The sequence below is a fragment of the Pseudomonas sp. FG47 genome (genome assembly GCF_057809115.1).
On sequence record NZ_JBMDJI010000002.1, the window covers coordinates 189,097 to 207,995 of the forward strand.

An 18,899-nucleotide genomic window follows, 5' to 3' on the forward strand; every position below is an offset into this window, starting at 1 on the left:
TCCTCGAAACACAGTGTTTGTCGTTGGAGCCCAGTCTAGAGCAAAGCGTTCGAATAAATAGCGCAAAGAATGCCGCTATCCAATCGATCAAATCGATGAGTTGCGCGCGCTCCAGTAAGCCCGCGCCTGGGCGAAGGCCTGTTCGCGATCCTGGCCGAGGCCGCGCAGCGCCAGGGCCATGGTTGCGACCACGGCCAGTTCGCCATAGCTGTCCTCGGCATCGCCGCGCCATACCGCCAGCAGGTGCTGCGGTTGCAGGCTGGCCGGCTTGACATGGCGTTGGGCGCTGAGGGCGGGCCACTCTTCGTCCCAGGTTTCGCCGGCCGAGGCGCCGTAGAGATGGCTGATGACATCTGGGTTGATCTCGATCTCACCGCCGTCGCCCTTGATCACCAGGGCATGGTCGCCGAGCAGGCGGCTGGCCTCGCGGTGCACGGCCTGGTAGCCGGGGTGGAAGATGCTCTGCAGGCCACAGCGGGCGGCCAGCGGGTTGAGTACCCGGGCCAGCGAGTGGATGGGTGAGCGCAGGCCGAGGATGTTGCGCAGGTCGATCATGCGTTGCAGTTGTGGGGCCCAGTCCTGCAGTGGGAAGAACGCCAGGCGCTGGGTATCCAGCGCCTGGCCTACGGTGGCCCAATCGCGGCACAACGGGATCGCCAGCAGCTCAAGCAGTTGCTCGGTATACAACCTGCCGGCGGTGTGGGCACCGCCGCCGTGCATCAGGATGCGCACACCATTGGCTGCCAGGCACTTGGCCGCCAGCAGGTACCAGGGCAGGTGGCGTTTCTTGCCGGCATAGCTCGGCCAGTCGAGGTCGACGGCAATGGCTGGTGCCTGGAGGTGGGCACGCAGGGCGTCGGTGAAACCAGCCAGCTCCTCGGCGCTTTCCTCTTTGTGGCGCAGCAGCATCAGGAAGGCGCCGAGCTGGGTGTCCTCGACCTTGCCTTCGAGCAGCAGGGTCATGGCCGCGCGGGCCTCCTCGCGGCTCAGGCCACGGGCGCCGCGCTTGCCCTTGCCAAGGATGCGCACGAATTCGGCGAACGGGTGCTCGGCCGGGGTTTCCAGGGTCAAGGGGCGCGCGAGGTTCAACAGAGGCTCGGTCATATGCAATTGGTCGGCTTGGGCAGGCCCGCCAGCTTGGCGGCCAGTTTGGCGGGGGTGCCGTTGAACAGGCGGTTCAGGTGCGGGCTGTTGCCTTTGTCCGCGCCCAGCTTGAGCGCGGTGTACTTGATCAATGGGCGGGTCGCTGGCGACAACTGGTACTCCTGGTAGAACTGGCGCAGCAGTTCGAGGATTTCCCAGTGGTCCGCCGTCAGGGTGATGGACTCGCGCGCCGCCAGGGCTTCGGCGGCCTCGTGGGACCAGTCCTGCAAGTCGACCAGGAAGCCGTCCTTGTCCAAGGCAATGGCGCGTTCGCCGACAGTCAGGATGCTCATAGCCAGCTGTTGACCTTGTCGTAGTGCAGGGTGAGTTCGACGAAGGCTGGGTAGTCCACGGCCTTTGCCGGGGTGTTGTGGAGGCCGCGGGCGTTCAGGTCTTCAGCGAGGGCGAACAGGCGCTCGCCGAGATTGGCGGCCTGCAGGGCGACAGACGGCGCGCTGCCAGCCTTGAGCGCGTAGGTGGCGTCACCGCACAGCAGCAGTGCGTCTTGCGGGCCCAGCAGGCGCAGGCAACTGGCCAGGCGCTCGTCGCCGAAGGGCGAGTGGGCGATTACATGCAGGGTGTTCATCAGAGCGTCACCACCTGGTCGTAACGGGCAATCAGCGCGCTCAGCGCGGCGTCGTCGAGCACCGCGACCGGGAGGTCCAGCGCTGTGCTATCCAAGCCGCGGCGGGCCAGGCTGTGGGCGCAGGCAAACAGGTCCTCGACGCCGAACATTGGCAATGCCTGCAGGTTGGCGCCGAGGTTCTTCTGTTGCACGGCGTCGGGTTGCTGGCCGGTGCCTAGCTGGAACACGCCATCATCGAGGAACAGCATGCCCAGCGGCAGGTCGAAGGCGCCGCCGGCCAGGGCAATGTCCAGTGCCTCGCGGGCGGATGGGCCGCTCCACGGCGCCTGACGGCTGATGATCAACAGGGACTTGGCCATTTCAATCACCTCCAAAGCAGACCAGGCGGTCGGCCAGTTGCGCAGCTTCGTGCAACTGCCCCAGGCCGGACAGCTCCCACGGCATCGGCAGGTTCACCGCCGGGCGCTGGTAGCGGTTGGCTTCGGTGTCGTCCAGCACGCCCCGGCGCAGGGCCGCGGCGATGCACACCACGGCGTCCAGGCGATGCTCGCTGACGAACGCGCGCCACTGCGCGGCCACATCCAGTTCATCCTGGGGCGCGACGATGTTGGCCGAGGCGCTGTGCACCCCGTCCTGGTAGAAGAACAGCCGGGCAATTTCATGCCCACCGGCCAGCGCCGCCTCGGCGAAGCGCAGGGCGCGGCGCGAGGAGGGTGCATGGGCCGGGGAAAAAACCGCGATGGCGAATTTCATGGAAGGCTCGTGCAAAGGAATGCGGCCATGATAAAGCAAAAAGCCCGCGCGGGTGGGCACGGGCTTTTGCGTCTGGCCGGCGCGGCTCAGGCCTGTTCCTTGCCCTCGGGCAGGAACCAGTTGAGCAGCAGGGCGCAGATGCCGCCGGTGGCGACCCCTGACTCCAGCACGTTGCGCAAAGCCGCAGGCATATGCGCGAGGAACTCTGGCACCTGCGCCACGCCCAATCCCAGGGACAGCGACACGGCGATGATCAGCAAGGCGCGGCGATCGAGGCGGGTGCTGGCCAGGATATTGATGCCCGAAGCGGCTACCGCACCGAACATCACCATGGCCGCGCCACCCAGCACCGGCTCCGGCACTGCCTGGATCACCCCGGCGACGCTGGGGAACAGCCCCAGCAGGATCAGCATCACGGCAATCCACACGCCGATATGGCGGCTGGCAATGCCGGTCAGTTGGATCACCCCGTTGTTCTGGGCGAATACCGAGCTGGGGAAGGTGTTGAACACGCCCGCCAACAACGAGTTGGCACCGTTGACCAGCACGCCGCCCTTGATCCGCTGCATCCATACCGGGCCTTCCACCGGCTGGCGCGAGACCTTGCTGGTGGCGGTGACATCACCGATGGCTTCCAGCGAGGTGACCAGGTAGATCACCAGCATCGGGATGAACAATGACCAGGAGAAGCCCAGGCCGAAGTGCAGCGGCGTCGGCACCTGGAACAGCGCGGCCTGGTGCATGCCGGTGAAGTCCAGGCGGCCGAGGTAGCCGGCCAGGGCATAGCCCACGGCCAGGGCGATGACGATGGCGCAGCTGCGCATCCACACCACCGGGATGCGGTTGAGGATGACGATGATCGCCAGCACCACGCCCGAGAGCAGCAGGTTCTCGCCGTCGGCGAAGGTGCCGTTGGCCATGGCGCCGAAGCCGCCACCCATGCTGATCAGGCCGACCTTGATCAGGGTCAGGCCGATCATCAGCACGACGATGCCGGTTACCAGTGGGGTGATCAGGCGTTTGACGAAGGGCAGGATGCGCGAAACACCCATCTCCACGAACGAGCCGGCGATCACAACGCCGAAGATCGCCGCCATCACGCTTTCCACCGGCGTGCCTTGCTTGACCATCAATGCGCCGCCGGCAATCAGCGGGCCAACGAAGTTGAAACTGGTGCCCTGGACGATCAGCAGCCCGGCGCCGAACGGCCCGAAGCGCTTGCACTGCACGAAGGTGGCGATACCCGAGATCACCAGCGACATGGACACGATCAGGTTGGTATCCCGCGCCGACACGCCCAGGGCCTGGCAGATCAGCAGGCCTGGGGTGACGATCGGCACGATGATCGCCAGCAGGTGCTGCAAGGCCGCCAGCAAGCCGATCAACAGGCGCGGCTTGTCCTCCAGGCCAAGAACCAGTTCATTGGCAGGCGCCGCCGCGCCTGGGCCGTGTTCGTGTGAACTCATGGGAAATGCTGCCCCGGAAGAAAAAAGGAGCGCATTCTACGGGCTGAATCGGCATTGGGGTAGAGGCAAGCACGATGGCGACATAATCGCGGATGAAACAGCAAATAAGCTGACTTTTAGGTCAATGCTTGTCAGGCTATCGATCGCCAGCCCTACAGTTTTCGAACAGGCACGAAAAAGCCCGCCGAAGCGGGCTTTTTGTGGGGCAATGGTTACCGATGCGATCAGTCGTCGCGACCCATGATGCCGAACAGTTGCAGCAGGCTGACGAACAGGTTGTAGATCGACACGTACAGGCTGATGGTGGCCATGATGTAGTTGCGCTCGCCGCCATGGATGATGGCGCTGGTCTGGAACAGGATGCAGACCGACGAGAACAGCACGAAGCCAGCGCTGATCGCCAGTTGCAGGCCGCTGATCTGGAAGAAGAAGCTGGCCACCACGGCACCCAGCAGGACGAAGAAACCGGCGGTGATGAAGCCGCTGAGGAAGCTCATGTCCTTGCGGGTGATCAGCACGTAGGCCGACAGGCCACCGAACACCAGGGCGGTCATGGCGAAGGCCGAACTGACCACTTCGGCGCCGCCGGCCATGCCCAGGTAGCGGTTGAGGATAGGGCCAAGGATGAAGCCCATGAAGCCGGTGAGGGCGAAGGTGGACACCAGGCCCCAGGCCGAGTCACGCAGCTTGTTGGTGAGGAAGAACAGCCCGTAGAAGCCGATAAGCACCACGAAGATGTTCGGGTAGCCGACGCGCATTTGCTGGGCGACGAAGGCCATGATGCCGCTGAAGGCGAGGGTAAGGGCCAGCAGGCTGTAAGTGTTGCGCAGGACCTTGCTGACCTCCTGCTGCTCGACCTGCTGGCCGTGTTGGACGGCGTAATCCTGTTCGCGCATGGCGCACTCCTTTGGGGTGAGACCGCGGTCTGGGACCTGCGGTATTGGAACATATGACGCAAAGCATACCAGAGCTGCCGCAACCCACGACACAGAGAGTTTGACAGCGTGTTTCATTACGGTATTATTGCCGCCGCAAAACCAGCTGGAAGCGTGGCCGAGTGGTTTAAGGCAACGGTCTTGAAAACCGTCGATGGGCAACTATCCTAGAGTTCGAATCTCTACGCTTCCGCCACTTTCAAGCCCCTGAATATTCAGGGGCTTTTGCGTTTCTGGCGCAGTGAAAACCTCGCGCGCAAACCCCGGCACGCCGAAGTTTCCGCAAATGCATTCCAAGTGCCCAGTGCAACTGGCACGCGCCAGTTGCGCCGTTACTTGATATCCACCTCATTGAACTTCACCACCGCATCCTCTTCGCGGCCTACCCGCACCCTGAGCTTCAGCGCCGGCGCCTGCTTCAGATCACCACGCCCTTGTTCGAAGGCCAGGGTCACCCGGGTGGGAATGCCGCGCACCAGCGGGAACGCATCGCGGTAGGTGAACTTGGACGAGCCGACCTGCATCTTGTCGACGTTCAAGGCGCCGCCGCTTTCCTCGAACAGCGTGGTTTGCGATTCGAAGCGGAATTCGCTGTCCAGCCGGGTGTTGGTCAGTTCGAACGCGCAGTTGGGCTGGCGGCCGATCTTTTCGCAGCCCAGCAGCTCGATGCGTACGCCGTCGACCACCTCCAGGCGTTTGCCTAGTAGATTGGCGCCGCCGTTCTCGATGAATTTCTGTTGATCGCGGGCGAAGTCGAAGCTGGGTTTGGCGTATTCGCCCCCCAAGGCGAAGAAGATCACCGACAAGCCGGCGGCGAGGATCACCAGCATGGCGCCCTTGAGCATCTGCGGGAGGCGGCTGGCGTACCAGCCCAGGTAGATCACGCACAGGAACACGAAGGCGCTCATGAACAGGATGAGGTTCTTCCAGTTCAAAAAGCTCAGGCCAAAGACGGTTGGGTCGGGGAATACGTAGGTGATAAGGCCCCACATGGTGGCCAGCAAGGCGCTGATGCCGCCCATGATGCGGGTAATCAGGCCAGAGATTTTCTTCGGTGGCAGAGCAGCTTCCATTCTTGAACCTTACATGCGGTAGTCGACAGGTGAAGCGGCTGAGGGCGTGCTCCAGCGGCCGTGCCCTGTCTCGGCGCGGCGTGCATGTGTCGCGGTCATCCCTGAGCAGCGAGCCGGGCAGTGTGAGTGAATCACAAGCTGATGGCAACGTAGTATCATCGGCGCAAATTCGAGCACGGATGCCAAGCATTGAAGTTCACGCGCAATATTGTGCCGCTGTTGAAAGCGCAGCTGCAAAACGACCCGGTCGAGCTGAAGATCTTTTCGCCCTACCTGACCGGCGAGGCCGTGTTGGAAATCGCGCGGTTGGGGAAAAGTGCCAAGGTCTACACGCTTGTCAACGTGCCGGTGCTGGCCTCTGGCGCTTCATGCCACGGCACGCTCAAGACGCTCCTGGATAACCAGATTGCGGTCTACGTCCTGCCGGATCTTCATGCCAAGTTGATTGTCGCCCAGGATCGCTTCGTGGCACTGGGCAGCCAGAACCTTACCCGGCGAGGCGCGACGCAGAACCTTGAAGCCAGTATCCGTGTGCGGGGGGTCAGCAAGGGTATCCAGGCGCTGGTGGCGAAGATGGAGAGAAAGGCGACCTTGCTGACGCCTGAATTTTTGCATGATGTCCACGAAGCGGCCCAGGCCTTGTCGGAGGAGTATAAAAAACTGCTCGAGAAGGCAGAGCGCGCCCAGCGCACGCTAGTCGCCGCCGACCGGGCGCGGCGGGCGGCGCTACGTAGCGTGACCGGCATCGATGCCGAAGTGCGTTCGAAACTGGCTGACCGACCGCAGTCGAACCCCAGGGAATGCGAGATCAAGCAGGACAAGCGGGGGCAATATCTGCTGGACGGCAAGAAACTGCTGACCTGGAAGATCGGGGGCAAAACCTATGATTTGGAGCCCCAGCATCGCTACCTGTGCGTCTCGCTTGCCGGCAAGCTTGGCTGGGTCAGGGTCAACGAGACCCGGTATTCGTTCATCGAGAGCCAAGTCGACACTGGCCAAGGGGAAATCAAAGGGCAGGCCACGTGGCAAATGTCCATCGACGCGAGTGACAAGGCCTGCGCGGCCAGGAAAGGCGACCATAACCTGCGGGTGACGGTGCTCAATCGCCAGAGCCAGGAACTCTGCGATGTCTTCATGCGCTACAACACCAAGGATATGGAGATCTACCCTGCGGTCTTGCTGCGCAAAACGGGCAAGCCCAGGGCCTGCGCCGAGGAGCGGCGCAAGGCGGTCGCTTGGATCAACGACAATGCCGAGCGCTTCAAACGGGATATCAAGCGGGCCATCACCTTGCCATTCAAGTTCGAGAAGAACCTGACAGGTGAACGGGCTGATACGTTTTTTGGCCCTGAAGGGACATCCCACACACTGTGCCTGGTGAAGCTGCGTACTTATGTGGCGCTTCAGGTGCTCGAATCTACCGGCATGCCCTTGGGATAGCGTCAGGTCATTTCTCGGGGCGCTGGGCGGGGGTACGGGAAAGCTGTTACTGCAATGTCTGCGGCTTGAAGTCCTTTGATGCCTGCTGCAATCCTTGCTCCATCATTGCGATGAGTTTGGTCAGTACCAGGGCTTGTTGCTCGTCGCCGGCTGCTTCTGTCTGCGCAAGCGCCCGGCGCAAGTTCAGTAGGTGCTTTTGCAGCCCAAGTGCGGCGCTATCGTAGTTTTCCATGTCGTTCTCGCGTCTCTTGGCGTCCGTGCCGTTGTAGGGATGACGCGACGGTATCAGTTCAATCCGCTGCCAAATACTGATTATTCATACATCTATACCCAGGTGGCGGTAAGCGCCCCACAGTAATATCGGACAGGTCCTACAAAGATCCCGGCTTGAATGTTACGACCTGCTTCGACCCAACCAGCTCCAGGCCTTGAGAGACTAGGCCTGGAGCGCGCAGGAGTGATTCGGTCCAGCCCGATCATCCACGCTTAGCCTGGGACGGCGGTTGAAACGTTATGTCGCAAATGACTTGGCAGCGCCTGTTCTGCGCGCCTCACCCCATCGCCTGCTGCCGCAACCAAAGTACCACCTGTTCGATAGGCGACCCTGGCGCAGGTGCGCGTTCTGCCAGCAGATGAAAACTCGCCCTGCCAGGCAATTCATGGCCATCGAGTGCCAACACCAAGGTGCCGGTCTGCAGCGCGTGTTCCACCAGCGGGCGGGGCACCAGGGCGATTCCCATGCCGCGTTCGGCGGCTTCTAAGGCCAGGATGGTCTGGCTGAACACCGGGCCGTTGACACGGGTGCCGGGCAGCCCGTGGTGGTCGAACCAGCGCTGCCAGTTGTTATGGCTGTCGGAAATCAACGGCTGGCCGGCCAGCTGCGCCGGTTGTCGCCAAGGCTGCCGGGCACGCAGGGCCGCCGTGCATACCGGCACCACCACGCCCGGCAGCAGGGGCAGGGCGTAGCCTGCCTCGAACGGCGCGCTGCCCCAGCGCACGGCAAGGTCGACGGCATGCTTGCCGCTGAGCGGGCGGGTGCTGTCGGAGGCATCGATCATCAGGGCGATCTGTGGATGGGCCTGGGTCAATTGCTCGAGGCGGGGAATCAACCAACGGCTGGCGAAGGCCGGCGTGGTGCTGAGCAGAATATGCTGCGGGTCGCGCGGGGTATCGCGCTCCAGCAGTTCGCGGGTCGCATCCTCGATGATATCCAGCGCCAGGCGCACGCGCGCGAGGTAGTCGGCGCCGTCCGCGTTGGGCCGCAGGCCCCGTGGCAGGCGCTCGAACAGCGGGCGCCCAAGCTTGTCTTCGAGGGTGCGGACCTGCTGGGCCACGGCGCCGGAGGTGACGTGCAGCTCTTCGGCGGCCGCGCGAAAGCTGCCCAGGCGGGCGGCGGCCTCGAAGGCCACCAGGTGGTTGACGATAGCGGGGGCGGTGCGTCGCTTGGGGGCGCTCATCCGGTAGTTTTCCTGCAGGCTCATGGCAGTATTTGTGATTGGTGCGGCGCGATGGATTCTAGCTTCATGGGGGCACTTGTTCAACGTTTGGAAGGAACAGCGCATGGCTTCGCAAAAAGTGGCAATCATCACCGCAGGTGGCAGTGGCATGGGCGCCGAAGCTGCCCGGCGGTTGGCCGCGGATGGCTTCAAGGTGGCGATTTTGTCTTCGTCGGGCAAGGGCGAGGCGCTGGCCGCCGAGCTGGGCGGCATCGGTATCACCGGTTCCAACCAGTCGGTAGAAGACTTGCAGCGTCTGGTCGATAGCGTGATGCAGCGTTGGGGGCGGGTGGATGTACTGGTCAACAGCGCGGGGCATGGCCCGCGCGCGCCGATCCTCGACCTCAGCGACAACGACTGGCATCGCGGCATGGAGGTTTATTTCCTCAATGTGGTGCGTCCAACACGGCTGGTGACGCCGATCATGCAACAGCAGAAATGCGGCGTGATCATCAATATATCGACCTTCGCCGCCTTCGAGCCGGATCCGGCCTTCCCGACCTCGGGGGTGTTCCGTGCCGGGCTGGCGGCGTTCACCAAGCTGTTCGCCGATCGCTATGCCGCCGAGAACATCCGTATGAACAACGTGCTGCCGGGCTTTATCGACAGCCTGCCGGAGAAAGACGAGTTGCGTAGCCGGATTCCCATGGAACGCTACGGCAGGGCTGAAGAGATCGCGGCCACGGTCAGCTTCCTGGCCTCCGAGGGCGCCGGCTACATCACCGGCCAGAACCTGCGGGTCGATGGCGGCATCACCCGTTCGGTCTGAGGGGCCAGGGTATGGCCTGCAGCATAGGCGCCGGCCAAGCTGCTGTTCGCCGGCAAGCCGGCTCCTACGACGGTTGCGTGAATGACTCGGCACGCATACGGCGAGGCGCGACTTCCGTTAGCATGTCGCCCCTTGTTCACCTGATGCGGATGTACCCCCATGAGTTCCCTGATGTTCCGCCAGGCCACGTTTGACGACGTGGGCCGTTGCTTTGCCATCGAAACCTGCGCCTACGAAGGTGACGAGGCCGCCACCCGGGAGAAGATCGCCACGCGTATCGGCCAATACCCGCAAGGTTTCCTGATCCTGCAGGCCGAGGGCCAGGCGATCGGCTTCATCAACAGTGGCTGTGCCCATGAAGTGGTGATGTCGGACGAAGCCTTCAAGGAACTGGTCGGGCATGACCCGCTGGCGCCGAACGTGGTGATCATGTCGGTGGTGCTGGACCCGGCCTTTCAGGGGCGCGGCCATGCCAGCCGGCTGATGGCGCGCTTCGTCGAACAGATGCGCGCGGCGGGCAAGGCGACCATCCACCTGATGTGCAAGGACAGGCATGTCGGCTTGTACGAGAAGATGGGCTACGCCTATGTACGTCCGTCGGCCTCCGAGCATGGCGGCATGGCCTGGCATGAGATGGTCATGACGCTTTAGGCGGGCAGGTTATTGGGCGTACTCAAAGCCCAGTTAGCACCTCGGCGCTATCGAGGATGCGCGCGTAGTCCATGGCCAGGTTGCTCAAGGCCAGCGCATGGACATCCTGTGCCGGCCATGACCGCCCTTGCAGGTCGCGTTGGTCGAAGGTGTAGCAGGCGTCCGCCACCACCGTCGTGTCGAACCCCAGGTTGCCCGCCGAGCGCGCGGTCGATTCCACCGAGTTGTTGGTGATCACCCCGACGATCACCAGTTGGCGGATCGCCCGCTGATGCAGCCAGTGCGCAAGGCCGCTGTCGCAAAAGGCATCGGGCACATGCTTTTCGAACAGCGCTTCGCTGGCCTGCGGCGTGAAGGCGTGCTGGAACTCGCAACCGGATTGGCCGGGCCAGAACACCGACTGGGGATCGCGGGAGATGTGCCGTACATGGATCACCGGGCGCTCGCTGTGACGCCAGGCAGTGAGCAATTCGCCCATGCGCAGTTCCGCCTCGGGGTTGTTGCGCGGCCCCAGTCGGGGGTGGTTGATGCCGTTTTGCATGTCGATGATCAGCAAGGCGGTGTTGCTGGCGAAAGCGGTCATGTCCGGCGGTTCTCCCAGAGGCTTGCAACGGACACTAGCACAGCGTCGGATACTTCAAAAAAATTGAATTCAAAACTGTGTAGCGGGCTTGGCGGTAGGGCCTGGTAACTTCGCAGCGGATGGATGTTGGTGGGCAATCGGGCTGCCGTAAACCTGGGTGTCTATTCATTTTGTTGCATTCAACGCCCATTTAATTTCAATTATTTTCATTGCTCCATCGCTCTAAGCTCCTGCTGTCGCCGCGCCGTAGAGCGGCTTCAGGAGCCTTTCGATGTTGCCTGATACGCCTGTCACCTCGTCCACCTTCAACCCTTCCCTTGAACTGATCGACTGGCTGCGCATGCTGCTGCGCGCCGAGCGCGCCGGTGCGCGACTGATGCTCGACAGCGCCGGTCAGACCGACGACCCTGGGCTGCTTCGACGTTTCGCCCAACTGCACCATGGCGAGGCGGAAAGTTGTCGACGCCTGCGCCATTGTCTGGAGCGCCTTGGCGTCGAACCGGGGCAGGGCATGGGTGAATTCCATGCCAAGGCCATGGCCATCCCCGACCTGCAGGCACGCATGCAGTTCATCGCCCGCGGCCAGCGCTGGGTCGCCCGCCAGGTCCAGGAGCGCTTGCCCGCGCTGGAGCCTGCCTGGCTGCGCGATGAATTGACCGTGGTGCTGCACCTGCACCAGGCCAGCCCTGACGCCTGACTCGCCCGACCCTATAAGAATCAAGGATCCCTCATGCCTTCCGAATTTTCTTCCGACCTGCCGCTGGCCGCGCCGGCTGATCGTAGTTCCCGTTTTGCCCGTTCCCTGCTGGCCCAGGCCGGCCTGGATTTCAACGGCGAGCAACCCTGGGACATGCAGCTGCACAGCGACGATGTTCCCCGGCGCGCCTTGGCCCAGGGCAACCTGGGGTTGGGTGAGGCCTACATGGACGGTGACTGGGAGTGCGAGCAACTGGACGCGTTCTTCGCTCGCCTGCTGCGTGCCGGGGTGGCCGACCAGGTCAGCCCGCTGGCGCTGCTGCGCCATGCCCTGCAGGCGCGCCTGCTCAACCGCCAGACAGCCCGGCGTGCCTGGGCCGTGGGTGAACAGCACTACGACCTGGGCAACGACTTCTACGCGGCCATGCTCGATCCGCGCATGGCCTACACCTGTGGCTACTGGAAGGACGCCGACACCCTGGCCCAGGCCCAGGAGGACAAACTCGACCTGATCTGCCGCAAGCTCGACCTGCGCCCGGGCATGCGCGTGCTCGACATCGGCTGTGGCTGGGGCAGCTTCATGGGTTTTGCCGCCGAACGTTACGGCGTGGAGTGCGTCGGCGTGACCATCTCCCGCGAGCAGTGCCAGTGGGCGGAGCAGCGCTACAAGGGCTTGCCGCTGACGTTTCGCCTGCAGGATTACCGCGAACTCGACGAGCGCTTCGAGCGCATCGTCAGTGTTGGCATGTTCGAGCATGTCGGGCGCAAGAACCACCGCACCTTCATGGAAGTGGCGGCGCGCTGCCTGGACGACGATGGGCTGATGCTGCTGCACACCATTGGCAAGAACCGTCGGCGCGACGTGCCAGATCGCTGGATCGACAAGTACATTTTTCCCAATGGTGACTTGCCTTCCATTGGCCAGATCGGCGATGCCGCCGATGGCCTGCTGGTGGTCGAGGACCTACACAATTTCGGCGCCGACTATGACCGCACGCTGATGGCCTGGCATGACAACTTCGAGCGCCATTGGCAGTATTTCGCCGCCGAGCTGGGGGAGCGCTTTCGGCGCATGTGGCGCTATTACCTGCTGTCGAGCGCGGGGGCGTTTCGTGCCCGGGATATCCAGTTGTGGCAGTGGGTATTGTCGCGGCGCGGAGTGGTGGGCGGGTATCAGCGGGTGAGTTGAACGCTGAGCGCCTTGGGGAGACGAAGCCTGTCTCCACAACGAGGAGGCAAGCAGTGCCTGTCGCGTATCTGATACGCTTTTTTTGCAAGAATCTGAATCTGTAACCGTATCAGCCAGGCGCGGACAATAGCTCCAGGCCCAGCCTTCCACACCGGTGTGCGCTGGGCCGGTTGCGCCGCCTATGCCCGCAGCCGTTCCGTCATCACACTGTAGAGGTTCCGATGGGCAAGCTCGCGCTGTTTCTGGGTGGTTTTCTGCTGCTGACAATCATGATCGGCCTGCTGGGTACCATTCCGCCAAGCTGAACCGCCTTTTTTCCTGCTTCAGCCCGTCTGGCCTCAAGGCGGGCTAGACCCTTTCCCTGCGCCCTCGGCGCGCCTCTGCCGCGCTCGTCTAGACAAGCGGTATCTGCAAGTCGTTCTCAAGTGCAAGGCGCTCGTGTAATCTGCCGCCCCCCTTTAGGGCCCGCAGACACGGGCCGATTACCTGCCTTGGAGTTGATACACACTATGGAATGCAAGAAAGGCACTGCAGCGATGCTGGAGTGGCGCGGTCGTTTTCTCGGCGAGGGTATTCTCCACGAAGAGGACTATGACCAGGCATTGCGCCGTGCCGAAGAGTTGGAGCGTTCCGGGGTGATCAGCGCAAGCGAATGGATCGAGCTGGTGAAGCTGGCCAATGCGGCGTTACTGCGCTTGTAAAAAGTCCTGCAAGGCTTGTAGAAACTGTCCACAAAAAACGTGGGTAGGTCTGTGGATAAAGCGCTGGAGGCCAGATTTATCAAGGCCTCTGTTAGATTGAGCAGAAAGTGAGCAGGCCTGTGCCGGTCTTCAGCCTGAGCACGGACGGGCCTCGCGCAGGGCCTGTAGCAGCTCGCGCACCCGTGCCGGCACATCGCCTGCCGGGTACACGGCATGCATCTGCGGATCCTGGCCGGTACTGGAGGTCAGGTGGTAGTCGGGGCACACCCGCACCAGGCGTCCGGCGCTTACTTCGGGCTCTCCTAGCCAGTCCGCCAGGCGGGCGATCCCGGCGCCGGCCAGGGTGGCTTGCAGCACGGCCACGCCCGAGCCCAGGCGCAGGCGAGGTTGCGGACGCAGGCTGACGATGCGTTGCGCGCGGCAGAAATGCCAGGCCTTGAGGATGCGCGGGGCGGTGTGCAGGATCAGCGCATGCTGCTCCAGTTCGTCCAGGCCCTGGGGCGTGCCGGCATGCTCGAGGTACTGCGGGCTGGCATACAAGTGCCGACGATAGCGCCACAGCGGATAGCCAATCAGTTCGCTGGACTGCGGAAATGCCCCACGGATGACGAAGTCGAACTTGCCCTGCAATGGGTCCAGGGTCTGGTCGCTGAACTGCGCGTCGAGGGTCACCTGCGGGTGGCGTCGGGAAAATTCCGCGAGCACCGCGGGCAGTACCTGCTGGGCCAACACCTCGGGGGCCGCCAGGCGGATCCAGCCTTGCGCGCTGCCAGTCAGCGCGGCCAGCTCGTCGGCGGCGTCCCGTTGCACATCCAGCAAGCGCTCGGCATGGGGTAGCAGGCGCTCCCCGGCCTCGGTCAGGGTCACGGCGCTGGCATTGCGGTTGAACAGCTTGGCCCCGCTGTTATCTTCCAGCGCCTGCACGGCGCGCGTTACCGCGCTGGGCGAGCGGCCCAGGGCGCGGGCTGCGCTGACGAAGCTGCGCTTGTGCGCAACGCTGACGAAGGCTTGTATTTCGCGCAGCATGTCCAGGGCCATGGTGGTCAATCCTCATTGCAGTTTTCGCAACGTGGTATTTCAACACAAGCGCGCGGCTTTGATTAGTCTGACGGCCTGTTTGCTGCCGCTTGGACGTTCGAAATGATGGATATCGCCCTGCTTTCGCTGTTCGCCTTCGCCGCTGGCCTGATCGATGCTGCCGTGGGTGGTGGCGGGCTGATCCAGATCCCGGCGTTGTTCAATGTGCTGCCCACGGCGCAGCCGGCCGCCCTGCTGGGCAGCAACAAGCTGGCCTCGGTATGCGGCACGACATTCGCGGCGCGGTCGTTCATCCGCAAGGTCAAGCTGGACTGGGGGCTGATCGTGCCGGCGGCGCTCAGCGCCTTCGTCATGTCGTTCTTCGGCGCGGCCACGGTGTCACTGGTGCCGGCCAGCGTGATGCGGCCGATGGTACTGGTGCTGATCGTGCTGATGGCTATCTATACCTTCTGCAAGAAGGACTTCGGCACCTTGCACGCGCCGACCGCGATCGGCCGCAAGGAGCAATGCCTGGCGGTGCTGATCGGTGGCGCCATCGGCTTCTACGACGGCTTGTTCGGGCCTGGTACCGGCAGCTTCCTGATCTTCCTGTTCATCCGCTTCTTCGCCCTGGACTTCCTGCACGCCTCGGCGTCGGCGAAGCTGGTCAACATCGCCACCAACCTGGCCGCGCTGGTGTTCTTCATTCCGACTGGCAACGTGCTCTGGGCCATTGCCCTGCCGATGGCGCTGTTCAATATCCTCGGCGCCTTGACCGGCACCTGGCTGGCGGTGCGCAAGGGGGCAGGGTTCGTGCGGGGGTTGTTCCTGATCCTGCTGTGCTTGCTGATCGCCAAGCTCAGCTGGGACTTGCTGGCTGGCTGAGTCAAACTACCTGGCGTTGCGTCTCGGCCTGCTCGATGCGGTTGCGGCCTTGGGCCTTGGCCCGGTACAGCGCCTGGTCGGCGCTGGCCAGCAGTAGATCCAGGCTGGGCGCCGGGGCATTGGCGGCGCAACCGGCCAGGCCGATGCTGACGGTGATCGGCAGGTGCTGTTCGGCATGGGTCGCGTGCAGGTCCTGAATCGCCCGGCGCAGGCGCTCGGCGGTGAACGTGGCCTGTTCCGGCGCCAGGCCCGGCACGACGATGACGAACTCCTCGCCCCCCAGGCGGGCGAACAGTTCGCCTTCATGCAAGTGGTCCTGCACGGTATTGGCGAATTGGCGCAGCACCTGGTCGCCCACGGCATGGCCATGGCGGTCGTTGATGGCCTTGAAGTGATCGATATCGAGCATCATCAGGGTCAGCGGTAGGCCCGGGGTGTGCTGCTGGCGGTCGTCAAGCAGCGCATTGGCGCGGCGGGTGAAGGCACTGCGGCTGAGGGCGCCGGTCAGGTGGTCGATGGTCGCCTGATGCGCCAGGCGCGCCATCAGGCTGCGGTTGGCGCTGCTCACGCAAGCCAGCACCAGCGGCCCTAGCACCAGCATGGCGATGCCCAGGCGCGCCGACATCAGCGTGGTAACCCCGGGTTCACTCTGTGGCACGCTGAAATGCATGAGGTTCTGTGCCACGGCGACGATCAGGGTGCTGCCGGCGGTGAGTGTCAGCAGCGAGACCAGGAACGCCGAGTAGCTCAGCGCGCACCAGAGTAATGCGGCAATCGGGAAGGCGATGGCGCCGGGGCCGCCAAAGACGATGCTCAGCGACAATGAACCGAGCAGCACCAGCAGCGGTGCCAGGCGAATCGGCTGGCTATCGCTGCTGCTGTGGGTCAAGGCGCGAGGCGAGGGCGCGGTGAGCAACACCGGCAGCACCAGCACGCTGGTGGAGAACTGCTCGCTGAACCAGGCAAGCCAGGTGGCGCGCAAGGATTGTTCGAACCAGGGCGTGGCCATGACGCAGGCCAGGGTGGCGGCGACCATGGCGCCGGCGGCGCAGGCGCCGAACAGGCACAGGGTGCCGTGGGGCGTGCGCAGGCGGCGGTGCAGGCGTGGCAGGCGCGCCATCAGGTACCAGATGGTGGCGATGGCGCCAAGGTTGCACAGGTTGAGCCACAAGGCCGGCTGCCAGGCGCTGCCACAGGCCAGGTCGGCCAGGACCATGGCCAGGTACACCAGGGCGAAACCGACGGGGCTGGCCTGGCGCGGGTTGCGCAGCAGCACGCCGGCCAGTACCGCGTTGACCGGCCAGAACAGCGAGAGCGATTCGATTGGCCGAGCGAGAATGCCGGCCAGGGTCAGGCCCAGGGTCAAGCCAAACAGAATCAGCAGAGGCAACAGGCGCGACGGGGCTGGAGACACCATAGGCTCGACCGGCAAGCGAAGACAGAATCCAGGAATTGGTTTGTAGGCCCCTGGGATATGTGATGTCAGTGTGTTTCAAGTCGGCATTTGATGTCAATTCGCCGCGAACGGCGAAGATTTGGCGCCGGTTTACAACCCGAACACCCAGGGCACCATCAGCACCGTGACCAGCATCACCAGCACGGTGAAAGGCACGCCGATCTTGACGAAGTCGGCGAAGCGGTACTGCCCCGGCCCCAGCACCAGGGTATTCACGGGCGAGGACACCGGCGTCATGAACGCCGCCGAAGCCGCCAGGGCCACGGTCATGGCGAACGGGTAGGGCGACATGCCCAACTGTTGCGCGGTGCTCACCGCCACCGGTGCCATCAGCACGGCGGTGGCAGTGTTGGAGATGAACAGGCCGATCACAGCCGTGACGGCAAACAGGCAGGCGAGAATCACCCCCGGGCCGGCGCCACCAAGCAGGCCGACCAGCGCACCGACCGCCATATCGATGCCCCCGGTTTTTTGCAGGGCCAAAGCAAAGGGCAGCATGCCGACGATCAGCACCAGGCTTTGCCAGTGGATGGCGCGGTAGGCGCTGTTCATGTCGATGCAGCGCCCGGCGCCCATCAGCAGGCAACCGATCAGCGCGGCGATGACGTTGGGCACCAGGCCGCTGACCATCAAACCGACCATCACCGCCAGGCTCAGCAGCGCGAACGGCGCGCGGGTACGTGCCGGGGCCACCTGGTCGATCTCCGCCGGCAGGCTCAACACCAGGAAGTCGCGCGGCTTGCCTTGCAGTTGCCGCACCGCCTTCCACGGGCCGACCACCAGCAAGGTGTCGCCCAGGCGCAGTTTTTCTTCAACCAAGGGGCCCTCGATGGCCACTTGGTCGCGGCGCAGGCCTACCACGTTGAGGTCGTAGCGGGTGCGGAAGGTCAGCTCCAGGATGCTTCTGCCGATCAACTGCGAGCCTGGTGGCAGGGAAATCTCGGCCATGCCCAGTTCCTGGGACTGGTCGATGAAATAGGCCGCCTTGAAGTGCAGGGGCTCGAGCAGCATGGCCTGGCACAGGCTGCGCAGGTCGTCGCGATTGGCGAACAGGTCGAGCAGCAGCACGTCGCCTTGTTGCAGCAGGGTGCCGGAATCGGCGGCGATCACCCGGGTGGTGAATTTGTGCTGGCGTTCGATGCCGATCACATTGGCGCCATGGCGGGTGCGCAGTTCCAGTTCGCCCAGGGTATGGCCGATCAAGGGTGAATGCGGGCGGATGCGCAGGCGCCGTTCGCGGCCATTGAGCTTGTAGTCCAGGACCAGGTCGAGCAGGGTGCGCCGGCTTTCCACTCGGCCGTCCTTGCGCACCTCGCCGTTGAGCCAGTGGCGGGTCAGCAGCATGTAGCCGATGCCAAGCACCAGCACCACCAGGCCGAAGGGGGTGAAGCTGAAGAAGCCGAAGCCGGCCTCGCCGTGGCGCATCAGCTCGCTGTGCACCACCACGTTCGGGGGCGTGGCCACCAGGCTGAGCATGCCGCTGATCAGGCCGGCGAAGCTCAGCGGCATCATCAGCCGGCTGGGCGACAGTTGCAGGCGCGCGGCGATGCTCAGCACCACCGGGATGAAGATCGCCACTACGCCGGTGGAGCTCATCACCGAACCGAGCCCAGCCACCGCGACCATCAGCAGCACCAGCAGGCGTGCCTCGCTGTTGCCGGCGCGCTCGCTCATCCACTCGCCGATGCGGTAGGCGATACCGGTGCGCACCAACCCTTCGCCGATCACGAACAGCGCGGCGATCAGCACCACGTTGGGGTCGCTGAAACCGGCCAGGGCCTGTTCCACGGTGAGGATGCCCGACAGCGGCAGGGCGAGGATCACCATCAGGGCGACCACATCCATGCGCGGGCGGTTGATGATGAACAGGCAGACGACAACGGCCAGCAGACCGAGGACCCAGAGCAGCTCATGGTTCATGGGGAGGGGGTGTTCCTTCACACGGGGCACGTAAGGTTATGGCCCAAGTGTGGCAGCTTGACGCGAATGCGTCGTTGACGTGCTGCAGTGTTTTGCCCGTTGATTGCAGGTGGGGAGCTAGTAGGAGCCAGCCTTGCTGG

At 63.7% G+C, this 18,899-nt stretch carries 21 protein-coding genes and 1 tRNA gene; 8 read left to right on the forward strand and 14 right to left on the reverse strand.

Annotated features, from left to right (window positions below):
- Positions 1-87: 87 nt before the first annotated feature.
- The 7 genes from ACODS5_RS03620 to ACODS5_RS03650 all read right to left on the reverse strand — a co-directional run bounded on the left by ACODS5_RS03620 (position 88) and on the right by ACODS5_RS03650 (position 4,844).
- On the reverse strand, positions 88-1,104 hold the full coding sequence (locus ACODS5_RS03620; RefSeq protein ID WP_134692789.1) for a glycosyl transferase family protein: 1,017 nt from the start codon (positions 1,102-1,104) through the stop codon (positions 88-90).
- The gene (locus tag ACODS5_RS03625) at positions 1,101-1,436 is read right to left on the reverse strand and encodes a TusE/DsrC/DsvC family sulfur relay protein (protein WP_134692790.1); all 336 of its coding nucleotides are present in this window, start codon (positions 1,434-1,436) and stop codon (positions 1,101-1,103) included. Before ACODS5_RS03625 ends, ACODS5_RS03620 begins: the two co-directional genes overlap by 4 nt.
- Complete coding sequence (gene tusB / locus ACODS5_RS03630; protein ID WP_134692791.1) at positions 1,433-1,729, reverse strand: sulfurtransferase complex subunit TusB; 297 nt, start codon at positions 1,727-1,729, stop codon at positions 1,433-1,435. Before tusB ends, ACODS5_RS03625 begins: the two co-directional genes overlap by 4 nt.
- Entirely contained in the window at positions 1,729-2,088 is a 360-nt protein-coding gene (tusC, locus tag ACODS5_RS03635; protein WP_134692792.1) for a sulfurtransferase complex subunit TusC, read from the reverse strand. The genes tusB and tusC overlap by 1 nt, the downstream gene beginning before the upstream one ends.
- Position 2,089: 1 nt before the next feature.
- Positions 2,090-2,482: a sulfurtransferase complex subunit TusD gene (tusD, locus tag ACODS5_RS03640; protein ID WP_134692793.1), complete on the reverse strand. Its 393-nt coding sequence runs from the start codon at positions 2,480-2,482 to the stop codon at positions 2,090-2,092.
- Between the two features lie 86 nt (positions 2,483-2,568).
- Positions 2,569-3,948: a nucleobase:cation symporter-2 family protein gene (locus ACODS5_RS03645; protein WP_134692794.1), complete on the reverse strand. Its 1,380-nt coding sequence runs from the start codon at positions 3,946-3,948 to the stop codon at positions 2,569-2,571.
- Between the two features lie 224 nt (positions 3,949-4,172).
- Positions 4,173-4,844, reverse strand: a complete 672-nt coding sequence (locus tag ACODS5_RS03650; RefSeq protein WP_028692373.1) for a Bax inhibitor-1/YccA family protein — start codon at positions 4,842-4,844, stop codon at positions 4,173-4,175.
- A gap of 147 nt (positions 4,845-4,991) precedes the next feature.
- On the opposite strand from ACODS5_RS03650, the gene ACODS5_RS03655 reads away from it, so the two are divergent.
- Positions 4,992-5,079: transfer RNA gene (locus ACODS5_RS03655), tRNA-Ser, on the forward strand.
- 136 nt (positions 5,080-5,215) lie between these two features.
- On the opposite strand, the gene ACODS5_RS03660 is transcribed toward ACODS5_RS03655, so the two are convergent.
- Positions 5,216-5,956, reverse strand: a complete 741-nt coding sequence (locus ACODS5_RS03660; protein ID WP_256660296.1) for a hypothetical protein — start codon at positions 5,954-5,956, stop codon at positions 5,216-5,218.
- A gap of 189 nt (positions 5,957-6,145) precedes the next feature.
- Between ACODS5_RS03660 and ACODS5_RS03665 the strand changes: the two genes are divergently transcribed.
- Positions 6,146-7,396 carry a phospholipase D-like domain-containing protein gene (locus ACODS5_RS03665; RefSeq protein WP_489107927.1) on the forward strand — a complete coding sequence of 417 codons (1,251 nt, stop codon included), beginning with the start codon at positions 6,146-6,148 and terminating at the stop codon, positions 7,394-7,396.
- Between the two features lie 46 nt (positions 7,397-7,442).
- Here ACODS5_RS03665 and ACODS5_RS03670 read toward each other — a convergent pair whose 3' ends face one another.
- Positions 7,443-7,628, reverse strand: coding sequence for a hypothetical protein (locus ACODS5_RS03670; protein ID WP_134692797.1), 186 nt, complete (start codon positions 7,626-7,628; stop codon positions 7,443-7,445).
- 319 nt (positions 7,629-7,947) lie between these two features.
- Complete coding sequence (locus ACODS5_RS03675; protein WP_489107928.1) at positions 7,948-8,877, reverse strand: LysR substrate-binding domain-containing protein; 930 nt, start codon at positions 8,875-8,877, stop codon at positions 7,948-7,950.
- Positions 8,878-8,956: 79 nt separating this feature from the next.
- Here ACODS5_RS03675 and ACODS5_RS03680 point away from each other — a divergent pair, with 79 nt between their 5' ends.
- Complete coding sequence (locus ACODS5_RS03680; protein ID WP_489107929.1) at positions 8,957-9,661, forward strand: SDR family oxidoreductase; 705 nt, start codon at positions 8,957-8,959, stop codon at positions 9,659-9,661.
- Positions 9,662-9,820: 159 nt separating this feature from the next.
- The gene (locus ACODS5_RS03685) at positions 9,821-10,312 is read left to right on the forward strand and encodes a GNAT family N-acetyltransferase (protein WP_489107930.1); all 492 of its coding nucleotides are present in this window, start codon (positions 9,821-9,823) and stop codon (positions 10,310-10,312) included.
- Positions 10,313-10,334: 22 nt separating this feature from the next.
- Here the strand turns inward: ACODS5_RS03685 and ACODS5_RS03690 are convergent, their stop codons facing one another.
- The gene (locus ACODS5_RS03690) at positions 10,335-10,895 is read right to left on the reverse strand and encodes a cysteine hydrolase family protein (RefSeq protein WP_489107931.1); all 561 of its coding nucleotides are present in this window, start codon (positions 10,893-10,895) and stop codon (positions 10,335-10,337) included.
- A 271-nt stretch (positions 10,896-11,166) separates the two neighbouring features.
- On the opposite strand from ACODS5_RS03690, the gene ACODS5_RS03695 reads away from it, so the two are divergent.
- From ACODS5_RS03695 to ACODS5_RS03705, 3 genes are all read left to right on the forward strand, one after another.
- Positions 11,167-11,592 carry a DUF6306 domain-containing protein gene (locus tag ACODS5_RS03695; RefSeq protein ID WP_134692802.1) on the forward strand — a complete coding sequence of 142 codons (426 nt, stop codon included), beginning with the start codon at positions 11,167-11,169 and terminating at the stop codon, positions 11,590-11,592.
- A gap of 33 nt (positions 11,593-11,625) precedes the next feature.
- Entirely contained in the window at positions 11,626-12,780 is a 1,155-nt protein-coding gene (cfa, locus tag ACODS5_RS03700; RefSeq protein ID WP_489107932.1) for a cyclopropane fatty acyl phospholipid synthase, read from the forward strand.
- Between the two features lie 509 nt (positions 12,781-13,289).
- Entirely contained in the window at positions 13,290-13,481 is a 192-nt protein-coding gene (locus tag ACODS5_RS03705; protein ID WP_134692804.1) for a hypothetical protein, read from the forward strand.
- Between the two features lie 129 nt (positions 13,482-13,610).
- Here ACODS5_RS03705 and ACODS5_RS03710 read toward each other — a convergent pair whose 3' ends face one another.
- On the reverse strand, positions 13,611-14,519 hold the full coding sequence (locus tag ACODS5_RS03710; protein WP_489107933.1) for a LysR family transcriptional regulator: 909 nt from the start codon (positions 14,517-14,519) through the stop codon (positions 13,611-13,613).
- A gap of 102 nt (positions 14,520-14,621) precedes the next feature.
- On the opposite strand from ACODS5_RS03710, the gene ACODS5_RS03715 reads away from it, so the two are divergent.
- Entirely contained in the window at positions 14,622-15,383 is a 762-nt protein-coding gene (locus ACODS5_RS03715) for a sulfite exporter TauE/SafE family protein (protein WP_134692806.1), read from the forward strand.
- 1 nt (position 15,384) lies between these two features.
- Here the strand turns inward: ACODS5_RS03715 and ACODS5_RS03720 are convergent, their stop codons facing one another.
- Together ACODS5_RS03720 and ACODS5_RS03725 are read right to left on the reverse strand one after the other, a co-directional pair.
- Positions 15,385-16,815 carry a GGDEF domain-containing protein gene (locus tag ACODS5_RS03720; protein WP_489107934.1) on the reverse strand — a complete coding sequence of 477 codons (1,431 nt, stop codon included), beginning with the start codon at positions 16,813-16,815 and terminating at the stop codon, positions 15,385-15,387.
- A 114-nt stretch (positions 16,816-16,929) separates the two neighbouring features.
- Entirely contained in the window at positions 16,930-18,759 is a 1,830-nt protein-coding gene (locus ACODS5_RS03725; RefSeq protein WP_489107935.1) for an SLC13 family permease, read from the reverse strand.
- Between the last annotated feature and the right edge of the window lie 140 nt (positions 18,760-18,899).